Here is a 16,429-nt window from a genome sequence, read left to right as displayed (position 1 = left end):
TCGCCGCGATGCTCGTGGCGAAGGCGCCGACCGAAACGTAAGCATTCGTTTCTCGCCAATGGCAACTATCATCGGGCTCCTCGTCCGCCAGGCACAGCATTTTCCTTTCATTCGACGAATGCGTGCTCGAGAGGCCGCGCGAGGCAACCGGCGCCAGCGTTTCGGCGCCGGCACGCAGGTGCTATCCTTTCAATTTCCCTTGGGATCCACGGCAGCCACAAAAGTGACCTGGGAGGCAGCCTATGTCACAGGAAAGTTCCGCAGACGTGTCCGAGGCCGAGATCGCGGTCCACTGGCAGGAAGAGGATTACGTCAAACCATCGGAGAAATTCATTGCGCAGGCGAACCTGACAGCGGGGCCATTCGCGCGTGGAAGATTCCGTGATCCGAGAGATCGGGCCGATTGCTCGGCCGCGCCCTGTCGTGATCGTCCCCGACATGCCGAAGACCCGTTCGGGAAAGATCATGCGGCGCGTGCTCAAGGCGATCTCGAACAGTGAGGATGCCGGGCACATTTCGACACTGGCCAAACCCGAGGTTGTTGACGAGATTCGAAAGATAAAGATCTAGCCACTAAGTCGTGGAATGTCGTTCGAGGAGGAGCTAGGTGGAACGCCCCAGTGGCCAGGGCTGATACCGCGAAGACGAGGTGAGGAGCCCAACAAAATGGTCGAACGTATCCAATCATTGCTGGCAAAGTTCCCAGAGGATGAAGAGACCGTCCGCCGACTGGCGGCGACAGACGCGCGCTTCAATGCGCTTTGTGACGAGTACCGCAAGATCATCGATCTCCTCGCTACCTGCGAGGCGCAGGTCAGACGGCTCAGGGAGCACAGGGCCTTGCTGGAAGATGAACTGTTGACGCGCATTGAGGGACATCAGCCGCTGTAACGCAAAGCAAGCGATCAATGCTATCTACTGTAGCTTACGCCCATTCGACCTCTCGACTGCCATCACGCGCGTGAGACCTCAGCATGGTGGGCACGATGGTTGACCCTGTGCGCGGACCGGATCGCCGAACAGGATCAGTGAATTGAATAGGCTCTAGTTTTCGACGAGTGCCGACGCATCCCGCGCTCGGCGCACGCTACGAGGGTGACTTCGACTATCCCTCAAAGCTGGACCGCTCCAGCCCTATGATCGAGACCCTGCCGCGAAACGGGCAGGAATGCGCAGCGTAGTTCTTTCGACGGCCGATCTCAGTGGCCACGCTAGCGAGCAACGAGTTGTGTGACATCAATGCCCGCTCTGTCGAGGTGGAACGCCGGCAGTGTCGAGGTGGGGCAAATTTGCCTGATGCAACTTAACGCAGTTGCATCGCCGCATTTGGTTCTTCGTGTGGGTCCCGTCGGAAGCTTGCCTCAACTTAGTGACAGTTTTTCCGGTATGCTAGCCGAGAAGGAATCTAGCGAGCGGTTCAGATGGACATTCTCGCCGACTACCCAATTGCCGGCCCGAACAGCGATGTGCCGATCAGGGGAGCGGTGTTACTCCAATCATAGGTGAGCCACGTCGCAATGCTGCGCGATAATCCTTGGCAAACTACGCATAGACCGTCCTAAAAGCGGCGATCTAAAGGTCGAAACAGCCGTCGAACGGCGGCGCAACTGCCTACTGCGCCTTTGCTTCGGCTAAGGCTGCTTCCACAACCACGTCATAGAGGCTGAAAACAAGGGCGTCTACTTCCTCGTCTATTCTTGGATCGTCTCGTGCTTCCGGATTGCTGTATCCAAGCGCTGAAAGCGCTGCATCGCAGAGGACGATCTGTGCGGCCTCGATGTGCTCACGATCATCTTCATCGTCGGCATAGCCGTCATCGTCAGACGCGTCGCCACACGTCCATTCGAGGAGCGCCCGCAACACAGCGTATTGTTCGTCCGTCAAAGTGATCGTCTTCATCGGCTGTTTCCTCGGAAGCACCGGAACGCCGTTTTTAAAAGACCCATCGCGTTCGGTGATTGTGTCGTCTCGGTTAAGGCCTTTCAAGTCGATGCAAAAAGGGGCTATTCCCGCACTGGTGGTAATCTACTACATCCCTGAATTTCTGAAAACTCGCCAGAGTGGCTCGCCTTGTCGCTAAGGCTTGACGCAGGAAGCGCGCTATTTCGCAGTGACAGTGCCTGTCGTCGAGGGGTGAAACATAAATTTGAAATCATACTTACCAGCGGCGGCGATCTTCACGGTGGTGTTCTCGCCCATGGCAAGCCGCCCGGTGTCAAAGGAGCCGTCCAGCGCCGTAGCGGTATGGCGTCTGGAGTCGCCGTCGCCGTTGGTGAAGGTGATCGTGTCGCCGACGGCAACCTTCAGCTTGGCTGGGTTGAATTTCATGTCCTTGATTTGGACGGCGTGACCGGCAGCATAGGCGGGCAGCGCAAGGGCAAGCATTGCAAGTGTCAGGGGAATGCTTGCCCTTGATGTTCCTCTGGTTCCCTTGCCGCGTGGGCAGTGGCGCTCTGCGACGATGGCGATTACTCACTGGCACTTCAGATGGATGTTTTATTCCCGACCGCGCAGGCGGTTAGGCGCGCGCTCAGTGGTTTCCGACGAAGCTAGCTGCCACAAATACCACCGCCCGGCCATGCGCTGCGAGGCAGCGCTTTTCAAAGCGCGGGTTTCGATCTGCATTTTGCAACGCGCCGTTCGTTCTCTATGCACCCATCAGCCCAAGTTGCCGAACCTCACGGCGTTTAGGCGCGCTGGTCACGCAGGATCTGGAAGGCGATCGTCAAAAGCTTGCGCGCAATCGCCACCCGCGCCTTGTTGGTTCCTCTGATCTTCAGGTGCTCGTACTGGGCGCGAAGCTCGAGGTCGCTGGCGACGGCCGGTGTCACCGCCTCGACGAACGCCCAGCGCAGCCACTTGTTGCCCTGCTTGATGATCTTGCCGTGGAAGGTCTTGCCGCCAGACGAATAGGTCGACGGCACCAGTCCGGCATAGGCGGCCAGCTTCTTCGGGTTGCGAAAGCGGGATATATCGTCAATCTCCGCATCGATCAGCCGGGCGAAGAACTCGCCGATGCCGGGGATCGTCTTCAACAGCTTGACGTTGGCGTTGGCGTTGGTCAGTGCCCGGATCGTTGTCTCCGACTGCTTGATCCGCCCATCGATGTCGCCGCTGAAGTCGAGGCCACGGTCGATCTGGACGCGGTCGATCTTAGAGACGTCGACCTGCGCCAGTTGGATGCGACCGGCCTTGCCGAACAGATCGCCAAGCTTCTTGAGTTGGGCTGTCTGCTCCGGATAGCGGTCAAACACCGTGACGATGCGGTTTTTCGTCATCGTGCGCAGCCGCACGTAAAACATCCGCTCGCGCAGCGCGACGCGCAACTCGCGGGCCTTGTCGCTCGGTGCCCAGGCCTGTGGCACCAGGTCGGCCCGCAGCAGATGCGCCAACACCGTCGCATCGATCTTGTCGGTCTTGATCTTGGCGTCGGCAATCGCCTTGACCTTCAACGGATGGGCGAGGACGACATCATCACAAATGTCGTCGAGCCAGTCGTAGATCACCATCCAGTTGCGCGTTGCCTCGACAAACCGCATGGCTGTTTTCGCGGTACCGCTCGAGAAAGCTGCCGAGCGACTGGCGGTCGTTCTTCACCCGACCGGATCTGAGCGTCTTGCCGCCCGAATCCTGCACCACCAGATGGCTATAGGATTTGTGGTCGTCGACGCCGATATGGTAATCATAGGACGCAGTCATGCATCCAACTCCCGTGTTGAGATCTGCAAAACCCCAACAGGATAAGCCGAAAGGCTGGAAGCGTGACTGTCCCTCGATCATCACCGCCATCTCAGTGATCCGTTCTCTCGCCTCTTTCATGCCACCTCCTTGTTGCTCACTAGAATATGCGCTCAACAAAGCTGCATGACGATCATAAGTATTGCACGAAGCGCGTGCAAATTTGTATGGGGTGTCCGTTGCACGATCTCGAATGGAGCGATCTTCCGATCTTTCTCGCGATTGCCCGGGAAGGCACGTTGGGCGCGGCCGCCCGGCGCCTGAAGCAGACCCAGCCGACCATGGGACGACGCTTGCGCGCGCTTGAGCAGGCGGCAGGTGTGAGCCTCTTCCAACGCACGAACGACGGCTTCGTTCTTACGGATGAAGGCCAGGCCCTCTATGTCCATGCCGTGCGTATGGAAGAGGAAGCCCACGCCATGCAGCGCGAGCTGGCAGGCAGCGTGAAAGGTCTCGATGGCCTTTTGCGCCTCTCCTGTTCCGACTGGTTTGGCACGACCGTGCTAAGCCCGGTGCTGGCGGAGTTCAGCCGTCTCCACCCGAACGTGACGGTGGAACTGCTGACCGATCCGCGCCTCTACAGCCTATCGCGGCGGGAGGCGGATCTTGTCATGCGCATCACCCCCTTCGACGAGCCGGAGGTGATTGCCCGCAAGCTGGTGACCATTCCCTACGGGCTTTATGCCGTGCCGGGCCATGCGACACCGATACTCGGCGATGGCGAGGGGTGTCCGCTGATCTTGATGGACACGGCCTTTGGCGGCATGCCTGACGTGAGCTGGGTGACGCAGGCACTCCCGCGGGCAAAGGTCGTCTGCCGCAGCAACAATCGCGAGGTGCAGGCGCGGCTCTGCGCGCTGGGCGCTGGCTTTGCCGTGCTGCCACGGCCGCTCGCCCAGGTAACGCCGGGGATCCGCCCAGTGGATCTCGGCACGAACCCGCCGTCGCGCGACACCTGGATCGGCTATCACCGGGACCTGAAACGCCTGCCGCGCCTTCGGGCACTGCTCGATCTCATCCTGGAGCGGATCGCGCTCTCCCCGACCTGAGCTGGTTATCACCTTTGGGGACGGTTCTCCTCATCTGCAGTTTCCCTGCCGCCTAAGAGGCGGGCTGGCGAACCTTCGGACGGAACATCTCGGCCTCAGTTCAGCAATCTGTTGTCTCTCAGATAGGCACGGCCATGTGAAAGCCCGCACCTTGGCGGGTGCGCTGCGGCCTTCCGGGTAGAGAAGGTGGGTGGGAAGCGGCGGCTCTTTGTAATCGCCCAGCACGATCTGCAACTCGCCGGCGATCAGCGCCGGGCCGATCTGGTAATACAGGACGCGGGTGACACCCCAACCCTGACGGGCTGCGGTGATTGCCGCCTCGTTGGTGTTGCACTGGAGGGTCGGCGCGATCGTCGCTTTCTGATCGCCGGCGAAACCCTATTCCGGCGAAGCCCAGGCACTGGTCGGCGCGGCGATGCGGTGATCCCGCAGATCGGCAGGGGTGGCGGGAACAACAAAAAGTCGAGTAATTTTGAAAGGAATATCGCAGCCAGTCTAGAGCCGTCGCGCCCAATTGTACCCGTGTTCGTGGTCTGAGCTGATGCTGTGATAGCTGCAACTGTTATCCAAGAACAGGAAGCAATCAGGAAGCTTAGCGACCTTCAACCCTGCTCGTACCACAGCGGTGATGTCAGGTTAAGTCTGAGACGCGAAAGCCTGGTGGATGCCGAAATTCAGGTGGTAACAGTGGTGAGGGCGTTGTCACGTTGTTGTTGGCTTAACGGCTGGCGGATAATGGCGGCCGGATGAGCACGTCCACGGTCTCCGCAGATCATCGCCCATGCGGTGTGGCTGGATTTCCGGTTTCCTTTGAGCCTACGGCTGGTCGAAGAATTGCGGCACTGTAACGTTAACTGGGCGGCGATCAAAAATGTGGGATCTGGCGGCATGACCGGATTTGCCCGTGATCCACTTTATCGTCGACATCGATTTCCAGCCGACGTGATTGCCCATGCGGTGTGGCTGTATTTCCGGTTTCCACTCAGTCTGCGCATGGTCGAAGATATGCTGGCAGCGCGTGGGATCATCGTGTCGCACCAGACCGTGAAGCACTGGGCGGAGAAGTTCGGCCGGCATTTCGCCAATGATATCCGCAATCGCTCAGCCGGCAGACTTGGTGACAAATGGCACCTGGATGAGGTTGTGATCACGATAGCCGGTAAGAAGCACTGGCTCTGGCGCGCCGTCGATCAGGATGGTTTCGTCCTTGACGTCCTGGTCCAGAGCCGCCGCAATGCCAAGGCTGCAAGGCGTTTGATGAGGAAGCTCCTGAGAGGACAAGGCCGTTCACCGCGTGTGATGATCACCGACAAGCTTCGATCCTATGGCGCCGCAAAACGCGATATCATGCCCGGCGTCGAGCATCGCTCGCATAAAGGCTTGAGCAATCGGGCTGAGAATTCTCATCAGCCTATCCGACGGCGCGAGAGGATCATGAAGCGCTTCAAGTCGGCGAGGCATCTCTAGCGCTTTGCATCCATCCACGATCCGATCGCCAACCCCTTTCAAATTCCGCGCCACGACATCTCATCCACCCATCATCGCGAGCTGCGAGCAACAGCCATGGAAACATGGCGCCAGATCGCGCGCGTTCGCGCCGCCTAAACCAAAGCTGTAATTCGACACCCTGATTTGGGACCATTAAGTTTACGATGCCATGTCCGCTGCTGTCACGAGAGCCATGGAAGCGGACATCATGCTTTGAAAAAGCGACCTACCTGCTAGCGAGACGGTCGTTACGAAACATTGACCACAACCTTCCCCTTGGCGCGTCCGGTCTCGACATAGGCCAACGCGTCCGCCGTCTGCGCAAAGGGGAACACCTTGTCTACGACCGGACGGATGACGCCAGCGTCGATCAGCTTGGCGATCTCACGCAATTGCTGCCCTTCTGCGCGCATGAACAGGAAGGAGTAGTCGACGCCCCGGCTCTTTGCCCTTTTAAGGACGCTACGGCTCAGCATCCGCACCACAAAGCGCAGGAACGGGTTCAGCCCCAGAGATCTGGCAAAGGGAACATCCGGAGGGCCGGAGATCGAGATCAGCTTTCCACCCGGTTTCAGGACGTTCAGCGACTTTGCCAGCGTCTTGGCGTCCTGGCTGTTCAGCACCAGGTCGTAACCGGACAGCACCTGCTCGAAGTCCTGCGTCTTGTAATCGATCACTACATCCGCGCCGAGGCTCTTGACCAGGTCGGCATTCGCCACACTGGTCGTGGTGGCCACACTGGCGCCAAGATGCTTGGCAAGCTGGATGGCAAAGGTCCCAACCCCGCCGGAACCGGCCTGAATGAATACCTTCTGGCCGGGCTTGACCTTGCCCACCTCGACCAGCGCCTGCCAGGCGGTCAGTCCGACCAGCGGGATTGATGCGGCCTGCTCCATGGAGAGGCTTTTCGGTTTCAGCGCGAGGTCTGCGGCATCAACTGCAATCGTCTCTGCAAAACTGCCAGCCCGGTGATCGCGCGGACGGGCGTAAACCTCATCCCCCGCTTTGAATTGCCGCACATTCACGCCGACGCTTACAACCGTTCCGGCCAGATCGTGACCGAGAATGAAGGGCGGACGATACGGCAGGAACAGCTTAAATTCGCCGTCCCGCACCTTAGAATCCAGAAGGTTGATCGCGGTGGCCTGAATACGCACCAGAACATCGTCCGCGCCCATCCGGGGATCGGGCATGTCGGCCAGACGCAACGCGCCCTTCTTCTTGTATTTGTCGACGATGAAGGCTTTCACGGGCTTTCTCCAGTGTGAAACTTTTATCAGGTCAGGCAGCCAAAAAAGCCAAGGCTTTCGGCACGAACTCGGCATGGTACTGGAAGATGCCGCCATGGCCGGCATCCTCGTAGATCACCAGATCGGCATTCGGGATGCGTCGGGCCAAATCCCGGCTGTTGGATGTCGGCACCATGATGTCGTTGTCCCCGTTGGCCACGAGAACGGGAATGCGGATGCGCCCGAGATCCTGCGGTGCCTGCCCGTGACGTCGCCAGAGCCATTGCCGGCACGCCCGATTACGAGCGTTCACGGCATCGTCGCAAGAAGGTCGAGATGCTCTTCGCTCACCTCAAGCGCATCCTGCGGATGGCCAGGTTGAGACTGCGTGGTCCGTGTGGTGCTCGCGATGAATTCCTGCTCGCAGCAACGGCACAAAACCTCAGAAGGCTGGCAAAGCTTAGACCTTCTCGCCTCCCATCCGCCGCCATGGTGGCATAACGGCCGGTTGCCTGGAGCCATCCCACCGCATCACAACGAGAGACACCTCGCCAACTCTTCGAAAAACCGCGTGCAGAGCGTCGCGGATGCTCAAACTACGAGTTTTTCAACGATATCGGCCCAAAGCTGCCGGTCGACGATTGTCAATCAGCGTCCAAAATTCACCCCTTATATCAAACATGGCGAGCGCCTTGCCGTTCCCCAATGATGCGTCTCGGTTCTTGCGTGTCCATTGGCCAACACTCGCGGGGGCTGCTTGCGCCTTGACAGCTGCACTGAAGAGCGTTTCTTCGCGGGTATGGTCGAAATCATCAGACATGGGTTGCTTCAGCGCATTGAAAGCGCGCACGAGCCTATAGTGGTCGTCGACGCCGTTGCGGGGATGGGCAAGTCAGTCCTCGTGTCGCAACTCGCGTCGAGCTTGGGAACCAACGTGTGGCGATCAGATCTCCCACCCAGCCATGATGGTCCTCCGGGCGCCGTCATTTGGGATGTGCCGCCGGCATCGGTCGAGATCGAACTCGATGGCGATTTTCTGGATGGCGACCGCAGAATTGTCATCGCCAAGCGCCCTCAGACGCTCATCCGTGGCCTCAATCGGGCCATTGTCTACAGGCGGGTATTGCGCCTTGACGAGAAGGATCTTTGTTATTCCGTCGACGAACTTACCGCTGCCTTCGGCGATGCTGCCGCCCAGGCGCTGAGCGATCGTACCGCCGGCTGGCCATTCTTGGTGCATCTCTTGACCCAAGGTATTCACGACGAGGGCGATATCGTTCGGTTTCTGATGGACGAAGTTCTCGAAAGAATGAGTGACGGCGTGTTTGTTGATCTTTGTCTTGCCCTGTCTGGCGAGCGGCCAGGATCGACCCAGGTCCGTTATCTTCTTACTGACGCGGTAAAAGAGCCTGTTTCGGCAGCGGTCAATAAGACTATGTCACGCTGGATCGCTGAGGCGACCCGCGCGCCCGGCATCGCCGCCGCCTATTCAGCCCGCGGTCACGAGACTGACGCCATTCTGGTTCTTCAGCGCGCTGGCCTTCATGAATTAGCGCTACGTTCGTTCTTAGCTTACGGCACATTCTTCATCTATGTGTTCGGACCGGATGCCTTTGACCGGGTCCTTGACGGCTTTCCTGCCGAATTGGCCGGTCAGAACGAGACCATTGTAACGTCGCTCGCATTGCAGGCGCTGAAGAAGGGCGACGTCCCGCGTGCCCAGCGATTGTTGGCTGATTGCTACGGATCGAGGGCCAACAACGTTCTGAAAGTTCTCAGCGACCGCGCCGCTTTTTCCGCGACCTTTCGTTCTTTCCGCCTCGTCATGCTGATCTATGAAGATATCCCGCTCAGCGATGAACTTCTTGAGCAGGCGACGGCGCTTCTATCCGAGTTTCCTCTTAACGCCCATCTGGAACGGGGAAGTATCTACAACGCGATTCTGGAATTTTACATCCGACGCAGGCGTTTCGAAGTCGCCCTGGACCTCGCTGCCCGAGCACTCTCGCATTACGAGCAGGCTGGTGTCGCCTTACTGTCGTTTTACATCAATCTGCATCAGGCGATGATTCACTTGATGATCGGCGACGCAATCCGGGCAAGGCGAAGTGCGGAAGAGGCCGCGGTGAAGCTCGCACGGGCGCCATTCCACAGCCCTATGGATACCCGTCTTCTCGGATTGCTCGAGGCCTGCGTTGCTTATGAGGACGGCAAGCCGGAGCCGCTTGCCCAGTTTTTGACGACAGAAATGGACGAATTCTCCCACGGCGAGGTTTGGGCAACCCTCATCGAATTTGCCTTGCAATATGGAAGCCAGGCGCTCAGCGAGCATTTCTCCGTCAACGCCGCGCGTGGCTTTCTTGATCGTTGGCGAACCTACCAAGTCTATAATCGTCAGTTCCGATTGATGATCGAGGTTCGCGAGGCCGTTATCCTGCAAAATGGTAACCGCTGGCAGCAGGCCGCAGAAACACTGGCTTCGATTCAATCACGGATAAATCGCACCTGGGTGGAGGCCGCAGTGGACGAGTTGGCGCGCCTGCAGGATCAAGACGAAATCGCATTGGCGGTGGTCTGGCTGCGCCATCTTGTTTTCAACAAACCTGATCGTGCGCATCTTGGCCGGCAACTTGCCGCCCTCGCTAACAATCTCAACCTCAGCGGACGTCAGCGCTTGTGCGTTGAGGTCTGGCAGGCCTTTGTGGCCAGACGCCAACGCGACCTCACAGCTGCTCGATCCATCCTCCAAAAAGCCTTTGAAAAGGCAGCCCGTCTCGGAACGGTCGCACCGCTTTCCGAGGAGCGCGTCTTCTTGCACGAGCTGACGACCGACAAGCGGATCACAGACTTCCTGGCGACGATGCCGACCGCGCAATCGATCCTGCGTCGCCTTCGCGACGCCGGCTTTTCAGGGGAAAAACTCGGCGCAGAAAGCGAACTGACCCGCCGCGAGGCTCGTCTCCTCCTGATGATCGCAGAGGGCGCTTCAAACAAATTCATCGCAAATGCTCTGGGGCTCAGTGAGGCGACAGTCAAATTCCATCTCGGCAATCTGTATCGCAAGCTCGGCTGCAATCGCCGGCGGGAGGCGATCGAGGCTGCCAAGGGCATTGGTCTGATCACGTAACGGTTGTCATCCCATTCGGACGCGCTTTAGCGTTTCGCTGCCGAAAACAAAACCTATACCTTTCTCATCAAAACCTAGCCTTTCACCCCGTTGTGCGGGTGGCCTTGTTGGCTGGAAACTACCCCGACCGCAAAAAGCGGCAATGAGGACCGGACCATAACCGGCCGAGGGGAGGTTTCCCGATGGGTAACTACTACGTCGCATTGTTTGCGCGACGCGCCGCAGGCTTTCTGCTGGTGCTTTTCGTGCTGTCACTGATGATTTTCATCCTTGCCCGTGTCGTGCCAGGCGATCCGGCGCGCATGGCACTTGGCCCGAGCGCCACTCAAGAGCAGGTCGATCAACTCCGCCAGAGCATGGGCCTCGATGATCCGTTGTTCAGCCAGTATGTGACCTATATGGGCCACGCAATCACGGGCGATCTCGGACGCTCGATTGCTTCTGGACGCGCGGTCAGTTCCGACATCGCCACCTTCCTGCCGGCCACTCTTGAGCTCGTCCTCGCGACCATCATTTTCGTCTTTGTCGTTGCAGTACCTCTCGGGGTGATCACAGCCCGCTACCGCAACAGCTGGATCGATAACACCGGGCGCTTCTTTTCACTGATTGGCGTGACGATCCCGAGCTTTCTGTTCGCGGTCATCCTGCAGATCATCGCAGCTGACCATTTTCCATCGTGGCCAACGCTCGGCCGCGTTGATTTCTCCCTCGGCGCGCCGACGGGTCCAACTGGCCTCTTGCTGGTCGACAGCCTCCTGGCCGGTCGGCCGGAGGTGTTTGTGAGCGCCGCCCAGCACCTTGTTTTTCCGACGCTTGCCCTTGCCATGGGCGGCATTGGACAAATCACGCGCATTACACGCTCTGCGATGATCGACCATCAGCGGCGTGATCACGTGTTGACGCTCAAATCCTTCGGCGTTCCCGATCGCGTGATCGTATTCCGTTATCTCCTGAAGCTGTCTTCGATCGCGCCGCTGACAATCATGGGGCTCGAGTTCGCTTCGCTGATAGGCAACGCCTTCGTTGTCGAGATGGTGTTCTCCTGGGGTGGCTTTGCTTCCTATGGGCTCGACGCCATCCTGCAGAAGGACCTCAACGCCGTTATGGCCGTGGTGCTCGTGTCGGGCATCTTCTTCATCGCCGCAAATATCGTCATCGACCTGATCATCAGCATCCTTGACCCGCGGCTTCGTTTCAAGGAGGCCCGCTGATGCAGGAGCCGGTCCGCCTGTCCGCCAGCTACATGACCTGGTACCGCTTCAGCAGGAATTCCGCTGCCCTTGTCGGCGCAGCAATCGTGCTCTCGGTGATCCTCGTGGCGATCTTCGCGCCGCTGATCGCCCGCTTTCCCGAACATGTCGGCGCGGTCGTCGACTTCCGCAACCGTCATATGCCGCCAGACATCGTCAACTGGTTCGGCACTGACAAGGCCGGCCGCGATGTCTTTTCTCGCACGGTGTTCGGTTTTCGCGTCTCGCTGCTTTTGGTCATCGGGGTCCTTGGGATCGCGGTCCCGATAGGCTCGGCGCTCGGCATGATCGCCGGCTACGCGGGCGGCCTGACGGAACGTCTTCTCACGGGCTTTACAGACATCATGCTGGCAATCCCGCCTCTCGTCATGGCGCTTGCTATCGGCAATGTGCTCGAGCCCAACCTCGTCAATGCGATGCTCGCGATCACACTTCTGTGGTGGACCTGGCATGCCCGGCTTGTTTATCGCGTGACGAAATCGATTGTTGCTGACGACTACATCGAAGCAGCACGGCTCGCCGGCGCCAGCCATCTGCACATTCTCTTCAAAGAGATCCTGCCGAACTGCATCTCGGTGATTTCGGTCAAGACGACGCTTGATGCCGCCTTCGTCATTCTCTTTGGCGCAACGCTTTCCTTCCTCGGTCTTGGCGTCAACCCCTATATTGGCAAGCTGCGTGCGCGTCTTGCCATGCGCAGTGGCTATCCTTTGTCGATCCTGCCGCTTGATCGTCTCCCCGATGACGCGCGCTGTGTTTCAATCGGCGCGATCGGCGCACCGGTTGTGGCTTACGAACGTCTGAAGGAAGGCCGCGAGGGGCTGCGATGTGTGCGTGCGCTGGAAGAGCACCTGAACATTTCGATCGACGCGATCGTCTGCGAGGAAATCGGAGGTTCAAACTCGATGGAACCGCTGATCGCGGCCGCCTTTGCGGGTCTTCCGGTTGTCGATTGCGATGGGATGGGACGAGCGTTCCCCGAAATGCAGATGACGACCTTTTCGATCTATGGACACCGCTCGACCCCAAGCGTGATGTGCGACCTGCATGGCAATACCGTCCTGTTTCAGCATGCGGCGTCGGAGCTTTGGCATGAGCGCATGGCGCGTGCCTGCGTCGTCTCCCAAGGTGGCTCGTCCATGCTTGCCTCGTCACCGATGACCGGTGCGTTCCTGAAGAAGTACGCGGTTCCCCATTCCTATACACAGGCCATCGCACTTGGGCGCGCGGTATTGAAGGCGCGGCGGGAGCATGCCGATCCGGTGGCGGCAATCTGCGCGCAGGAGAAGGGTCGCACCGTGTTCACCGGCAAGATCGTCGATCTGGAGCGCCAGTTGCGCGGCGGATTTGTTCTCGGCGAGGCAAAGCTTGCAGGCATCGATAGGTTCAACGGCGACACCGCCTCGGTGATGATCCAGAACGAAAACCTGGTCTTCAGCCGCAACGGCAGTGTCGAAGTATCCGTGCCGGATCTGATCATCGTGCTCGATGTCGATAGCGGCATCGCAATCACCACCGAGATGCTTCGCTACGGCCAGCGCGTCGCAATCGTCGCATTGCCCTGCCATGCGCTGTTGCGATCTCAAGCGGCACTCGAAGTCGTTGGACCAAAGGCTTTTGGCTTTGACGACGTTATTTTCCGCCCGATTGAGGAGATGCCGGCGTGACAGTTGGTTCGGCGGCCGGCTGCAGCATCGATGCGATGGCGACGGGCGGCGGCCTTGCCGCACGGACGCAGAAGTCTGGACTTGGATGCGGCAAGGGTGTGTTGAACGGCATCGAAGTCTTTGCCGGCCGCCGGCTCGAAGTTGTGTTTCAGTATGCATCTGAGGCCCGCGTGGCGCTTGATGCTGATGGCCACATGCCCGTGACCCTGGAGCAGCTTCGCGATGGGTTCACGGTCAAGCTCACCGGCTTTGCGTCCGGCCGGCGATAGCGCCGCAGCCAAGAGACCTGGGATTTGCCGGCAACGGTGAACACTAAACCCGGCCGTCATTGAGCGGCCGGCCTACTCAACGACAACAAGCAAAAGGGAACATGGATATGAAGAACACCCTCATCACGGGCCTGCTTTTGGGGCTGTTGCAGACGACAGCGCTCACCGCCGCGGCCGCGGCTGCAGCTGCAGAGAAAGTGTCGATCGTCGTGAATGCGACGCAGGAATTTGGGACGATCGATCCCGCCAAGATAAACGATTATACCGAATACATGGCCGCGGTGAACCTGTACTCGGGCCTCACGACCGTCAACCCCGACGGTTCCGTGGTTCCAGACCTTGCCGAAAGCTGGAGCGTTTCCGACGACGATAAAACCTACACCTTCAAGCTGAAGCAGGGAGCCACGTTCCAGGACGGAACGCCAGTCAAGGCGTCGGATGTCGTCTACACGGTCAAGCGGCTGCTGGCAGGCAATGAAGGTCCGTCATATTTGTTCATTGACATCGTCGATCCGGACAAGGTGAGGTCCGTCGATGAGCAGACCGTGGAGATTGGGCTGAAGAAAGTCTATGCGCCCTTCATCGCCAGTACCCCGCTCATCCTCGTGTTAAACGAAAAGCAGATCAAGGCAAACAGCAGCCAAAAATGGGGAGCGGATTATCTTGCCGACCATCCGGCAGGTGCTGGCCCTTACACGCTTTCGTCCTGGCAGCGCGCGTCCCAGATGGTCATCAATCGCTATGAGGGTTACCACGGCGGCTGGAACAAGGGAAAACCGATCGACGAAATCCGTTTCGTCATCACGCATGACGAGGCGACGGTAAAGGCGCTCGCAGCCAAGGGCGAGCTCGGAATGTCGGCGCGCGCCCAGGCAAACGAGACCTTCGATGCAATCGGAAAAATGCCGGGCTACAAGATTCTGAACGGCACCACGGCAACCGGCTACTACATCAAGATGAACACCAAGGTGCCGCCGACCGACGATATCCATGTTCGCCGCGCGATTGCCTATGCAACGGACTATGACACGGTGCGCAAGGTGATCCATCCGGGCGAACCGATGAACGGCCCGTTGGCTGCGGTTTTCAAAGACGCCTATCTCGATGAGCTTGCCGCGCCGGAGTACAATCTGGAAAAGGCCAAGGAGGAACTTGCGAAGTCGAAATATGCGGGCAAAGGGCCGATCAAGGTCACCCACACTTACGTGACAGGCTTGGCATTCGAGGAGGATCTTGCTCTGCTGATGCAAGCCAACCTGGAGCAGATCGGAATCGAGCTCGATATCAAGCCGGAACCGTGGAATCGGATCACCGAGCTGGCGGCAAAGGCCGATTCGACGCCGGCGACCACTCAGGTCGTCTACGGCCCTACCTATCCATCCCCCGACAGCGTTTTCTATGTACAATACCATTCGAAGGCCAAGGGCACGTGGGCCTCTATGGAATGGCTCGATGATCCGGAAATCGATGCACTGATCGATAAATCGCGCGAGACGCTCGATCCGATCGCACAGAACGCTCTTTATAAGGATATCCAGCGCAAGATCGTTGAAACGCAGGCCGACGTTTTTCTGACCGTTGAGGCACAGCAATATGCCGCAAGCAAGTGCCTGCAGGGTTATGCTTTCATCCCGATGCAGAGTTGGGACCTGAACTTTTCGCGCTTCTGGTGGGACTGCCAGGCCGAATGACAACGTAAGGGTCCTGTTTCATCCTCGAGCAGGGCCTCAAATCAACTTTCCGATTGCGGAGAAAGCAGGTTCGGGCGGCTGAAGAGGTAGATTTCAGCCGCTCAAACCGTTCATCGGCCGGGCGATCGTGATCGGTCGGCACTCTCATTGATGCCGTCAGAAGGTACCTCCGGTACAAAACCGAGGGCGTCAAGAATATCCGAGAGCTCCTCTAGTTGGGCGGATGACGTTTAGTCCCGAAGACCCATAATCGAAACAAGACTTGACCCGTTGGACGATGCGGTCGAGTCAGCCGCAAGTCTGCTTTCGCGCATCAGAACAGGGTTCGGCAAACGCCTTGCGTGACCGAAGAGCGCTGGCGCTGGCCGGCGGGTTAGGAGAGGGAGGAGTGTTGAAACGCCGTTGACGCCCCACTTAGGCAACTCCGCGCAAGCCACGGCACTTATTTGTATAGACATAATGTCTTTATTGTATAGATTAAATTGGCTTCTGAAGCCAGGGTCCCCGTATGATGCGCTCATTGCTGCGCTTTTCTTCCCAGCGTGATCTGTTTTTCTCCCGCCACGCCTGCTTTCTCATCGTGGCTAGGAACTGCTCAATGGCCATGCCGATCAGGAGGCCGATAAACAGCGCGGCGATCAGCAGTTCAGGCTTTTCGAAGTCTGCAACGGTTATACCGCCCGAAGCGACTACTGCGGCCGCTCCGATGATAAGCCAAGGCGCTGCGAACAGCACCGACCTTTGGCGATAGTGCATGCCCCTCTCCAGATTTCGCCAAGATAGTAGAACGCGCGGAGGACGCGCGAAAAGTCACCCAAAAGCATTAGGTTCCGCGGACGCCGAGTGACCTGCCACGGAACTTTCACCCAGCAGCGACTAGAGCCCCGGCGGTTCTGAATACGCCAAGTGGCGCGGTGTGAG

At 58.7% G+C, this 16,429-nt stretch carries 12 protein-coding genes and 8 pseudogenes; 12 read left to right on the top strand and 8 right to left on the bottom strand.

Going from position 1 to position 16,429, the window contains the following annotated elements; translation table 11 throughout:
• Positions 1 to 369 precede the first annotated feature (369 nt).
• Both AC3WWH_RS25750 and AC3WWH_RS25745 read left to right on the top strand, forming a co-directional pair.
• Positions 370 to 570 (top strand): AMP-binding enzyme, encoded by a 201-nt coding sequence (locus tag AC3WWH_RS25750; protein WP_082641228.1) that lies wholly within the window; start codon positions 370 to 372, stop codon positions 568 to 570.
• 96 nt (positions 571 to 666) lie between these two features.
• Positions 667 to 891 carry an HP1242/YdcH family protein gene (locus AC3WWH_RS25745; RefSeq protein ID WP_113399584.1) on the top strand — a complete coding sequence of 75 codons (225 nt, stop codon included), beginning with the start codon at positions 667 to 669 and terminating at the stop codon, positions 889 to 891.
• 720 nt (positions 892 to 1,611) lie between these two features.
• On the opposite strand, the gene AC3WWH_RS25740 is transcribed toward AC3WWH_RS25745, so the two are convergent.
• The 3 genes and pseudogenes from AC3WWH_RS25740 to AC3WWH_RS25730 form a co-directional block, all read right to left on the bottom strand.
• The gene (locus AC3WWH_RS25740) at positions 1,612 to 1,899 is read right to left on the bottom strand and encodes a hypothetical protein (protein ID WP_058325104.1); all 288 of its coding nucleotides are present in this window, start codon (positions 1,897 to 1,899) and stop codon (positions 1,612 to 1,614) included.
• A gap of 201 nt (positions 1,900 to 2,100) precedes the next feature.
• A complete protein-coding gene (locus AC3WWH_RS25735) occupies positions 2,101 to 2,385 on the bottom strand; it encodes a cupredoxin domain-containing protein (protein ID WP_058325105.1) in 285 nt (94 codons plus the stop codon).
• A gap of 302 nt (positions 2,386 to 2,687) precedes the next feature.
• Positions 2,688 to 3,699: pseudogene (locus tag AC3WWH_RS25730) on the bottom strand (IS110 family RNA-guided transposase).
• A 218-nt stretch (positions 3,700 to 3,917) separates the two neighbouring features.
• On the opposite strand from AC3WWH_RS25730, the gene AC3WWH_RS25725 reads away from it, so the two are divergent.
• Positions 3,918 to 4,787 (top strand): LysR family transcriptional regulator, encoded by an 870-nt coding sequence (locus AC3WWH_RS25725; RefSeq protein ID WP_245299055.1) that lies wholly within the window; start codon positions 3,918 to 3,920, stop codon positions 4,785 to 4,787.
• A 95-nt stretch (positions 4,788 to 4,882) separates the two neighbouring features.
• Here the strand turns inward: AC3WWH_RS25725 and AC3WWH_RS25720 are convergent.
• A pseudogene (locus AC3WWH_RS25720) lies at positions 4,883 to 5,240 on the bottom strand (LysR substrate-binding domain-containing protein); the annotation flags it as partial.
• A gap of 282 nt (positions 5,241 to 5,522) precedes the next feature.
• On the opposite strand from AC3WWH_RS25720, the pseudogene AC3WWH_RS25715 reads away from it, so the two are divergent.
• Both AC3WWH_RS25715 and AC3WWH_RS25710 read left to right on the top strand, forming a co-directional pair.
• A pseudogene (locus AC3WWH_RS25715) lies at positions 5,523 to 5,624 on the top strand (IS6 family transposase); the annotation flags it as partial.
• Positions 5,625 to 5,675: 51 nt separating this feature from the next.
• Positions 5,676 to 6,392: pseudogene (locus AC3WWH_RS25710) on the top strand (IS6 family transposase).
• 131 nt (positions 6,393 to 6,523) lie between these two features.
• Here AC3WWH_RS25710 and AC3WWH_RS25705 read toward each other — a convergent pair.
• Both AC3WWH_RS25705 and AC3WWH_RS25700 read right to left on the bottom strand, forming a co-directional pair.
• Positions 6,524 to 7,525, bottom strand: a complete 1,002-nt coding sequence (locus AC3WWH_RS25705) for an NADP-dependent oxidoreductase (RefSeq protein ID WP_058321003.1) — start codon at positions 7,523 to 7,525, stop codon at positions 6,524 to 6,526.
• 31 nt (positions 7,526 to 7,556) lie between these two features.
• Positions 7,557 to 7,781 (bottom strand): annotated as a pseudogene (locus AC3WWH_RS25700) (alpha/beta fold hydrolase); the annotation flags it as partial.
• Between AC3WWH_RS25700 and AC3WWH_RS25695 the strand changes: the two are divergent.
• Positions 7,766 to 8,005, top strand: a pseudogene (locus tag AC3WWH_RS25695) (transposase); the annotation flags it as partial. The pseudogenes AC3WWH_RS25700 and AC3WWH_RS25695 sit on opposite strands and share 16 nt — an antisense overlap.
• Before the next feature lie 106 nt (positions 8,006 to 8,111).
• Here the strand turns inward: AC3WWH_RS25695 and AC3WWH_RS25690 are convergent.
• Positions 8,112 to 8,324, bottom strand: a complete 213-nt coding sequence (locus AC3WWH_RS25690; RefSeq protein WP_162752608.1) for a hypothetical protein — start codon at positions 8,322 to 8,324, stop codon at positions 8,112 to 8,114.
• Positions 8,325 to 8,363: 39 nt separating this feature from the next.
• On the opposite strand from AC3WWH_RS25690, the gene AC3WWH_RS25685 reads away from it, so the two are divergent.
• From AC3WWH_RS25685 to AC3WWH_RS25660, 6 genes and pseudogenes are all read left to right on the top strand, one after another.
• On the top strand, positions 8,364 to 10,631 hold the full coding sequence (locus tag AC3WWH_RS25685; protein ID WP_162752607.1) for a helix-turn-helix domain-containing protein: 2,268 nt from the start codon (positions 8,364 to 8,366) through the stop codon (positions 10,629 to 10,631).
• Between the two features lie 182 nt (positions 10,632 to 10,813).
• Positions 10,814 to 11,842: an ABC transporter permease gene (locus AC3WWH_RS25680; RefSeq protein ID WP_058320658.1), complete on the top strand. Its 1,029-nt coding sequence runs from the start codon at positions 10,814 to 10,816 to the stop codon at positions 11,840 to 11,842.
• Positions 11,842 to 12,018: pseudogene (locus AC3WWH_RS25675) on the top strand (D,D-dipeptide ABC transporter permease); the annotation flags it as partial. The gene AC3WWH_RS25680 and the pseudogene AC3WWH_RS25675, both read left to right, overlap by 1 nt.
• 3 nt (positions 12,019 to 12,021) lie before the next feature.
• Positions 12,022 to 13,548, top strand: coding sequence for an S-methyl thiohydantoin desulfurase domain-containing protein (locus AC3WWH_RS25670; protein WP_492377326.1), 1,527 nt, complete (start codon positions 12,022 to 12,024; stop codon positions 13,546 to 13,548).
• The gene (locus AC3WWH_RS25665; protein WP_058320653.1) at positions 13,545 to 13,817 is read left to right on the top strand and encodes a hypothetical protein; all 273 of its coding nucleotides are present in this window, start codon (positions 13,545 to 13,547) and stop codon (positions 13,815 to 13,817) included. Before AC3WWH_RS25670 ends, AC3WWH_RS25665 begins: the two co-directional genes overlap by 4 nt.
• Before the next feature lie 107 nt (positions 13,818 to 13,924).
• Positions 13,925 to 15,508 (top strand): ABC transporter substrate-binding protein, encoded by a 1,584-nt coding sequence (locus tag AC3WWH_RS25660; protein ID WP_113399392.1) that lies wholly within the window; start codon positions 13,925 to 13,927, stop codon positions 15,506 to 15,508.
• A 483-nt stretch (positions 15,509 to 15,991) separates the two neighbouring features.
• On the opposite strand, the pseudogene AC3WWH_RS25655 reads toward AC3WWH_RS25660, so the two are convergent.
• Positions 15,992 to 16,264: pseudogene (locus tag AC3WWH_RS25655) on the bottom strand (DUF2726 domain-containing protein); the annotation flags it as partial.
• Positions 16,265 to 16,429: the final 165 nt, after the last annotated feature.

It is taken from the genome of Ensifer sp. EB106-03-01-XG145 (assembly GCF_058792075.1).
The sequence above is the reverse complement of the archived record's forward strand: the minus strand, read 5'-3'. Positions and strand labels throughout refer to the sequence as shown.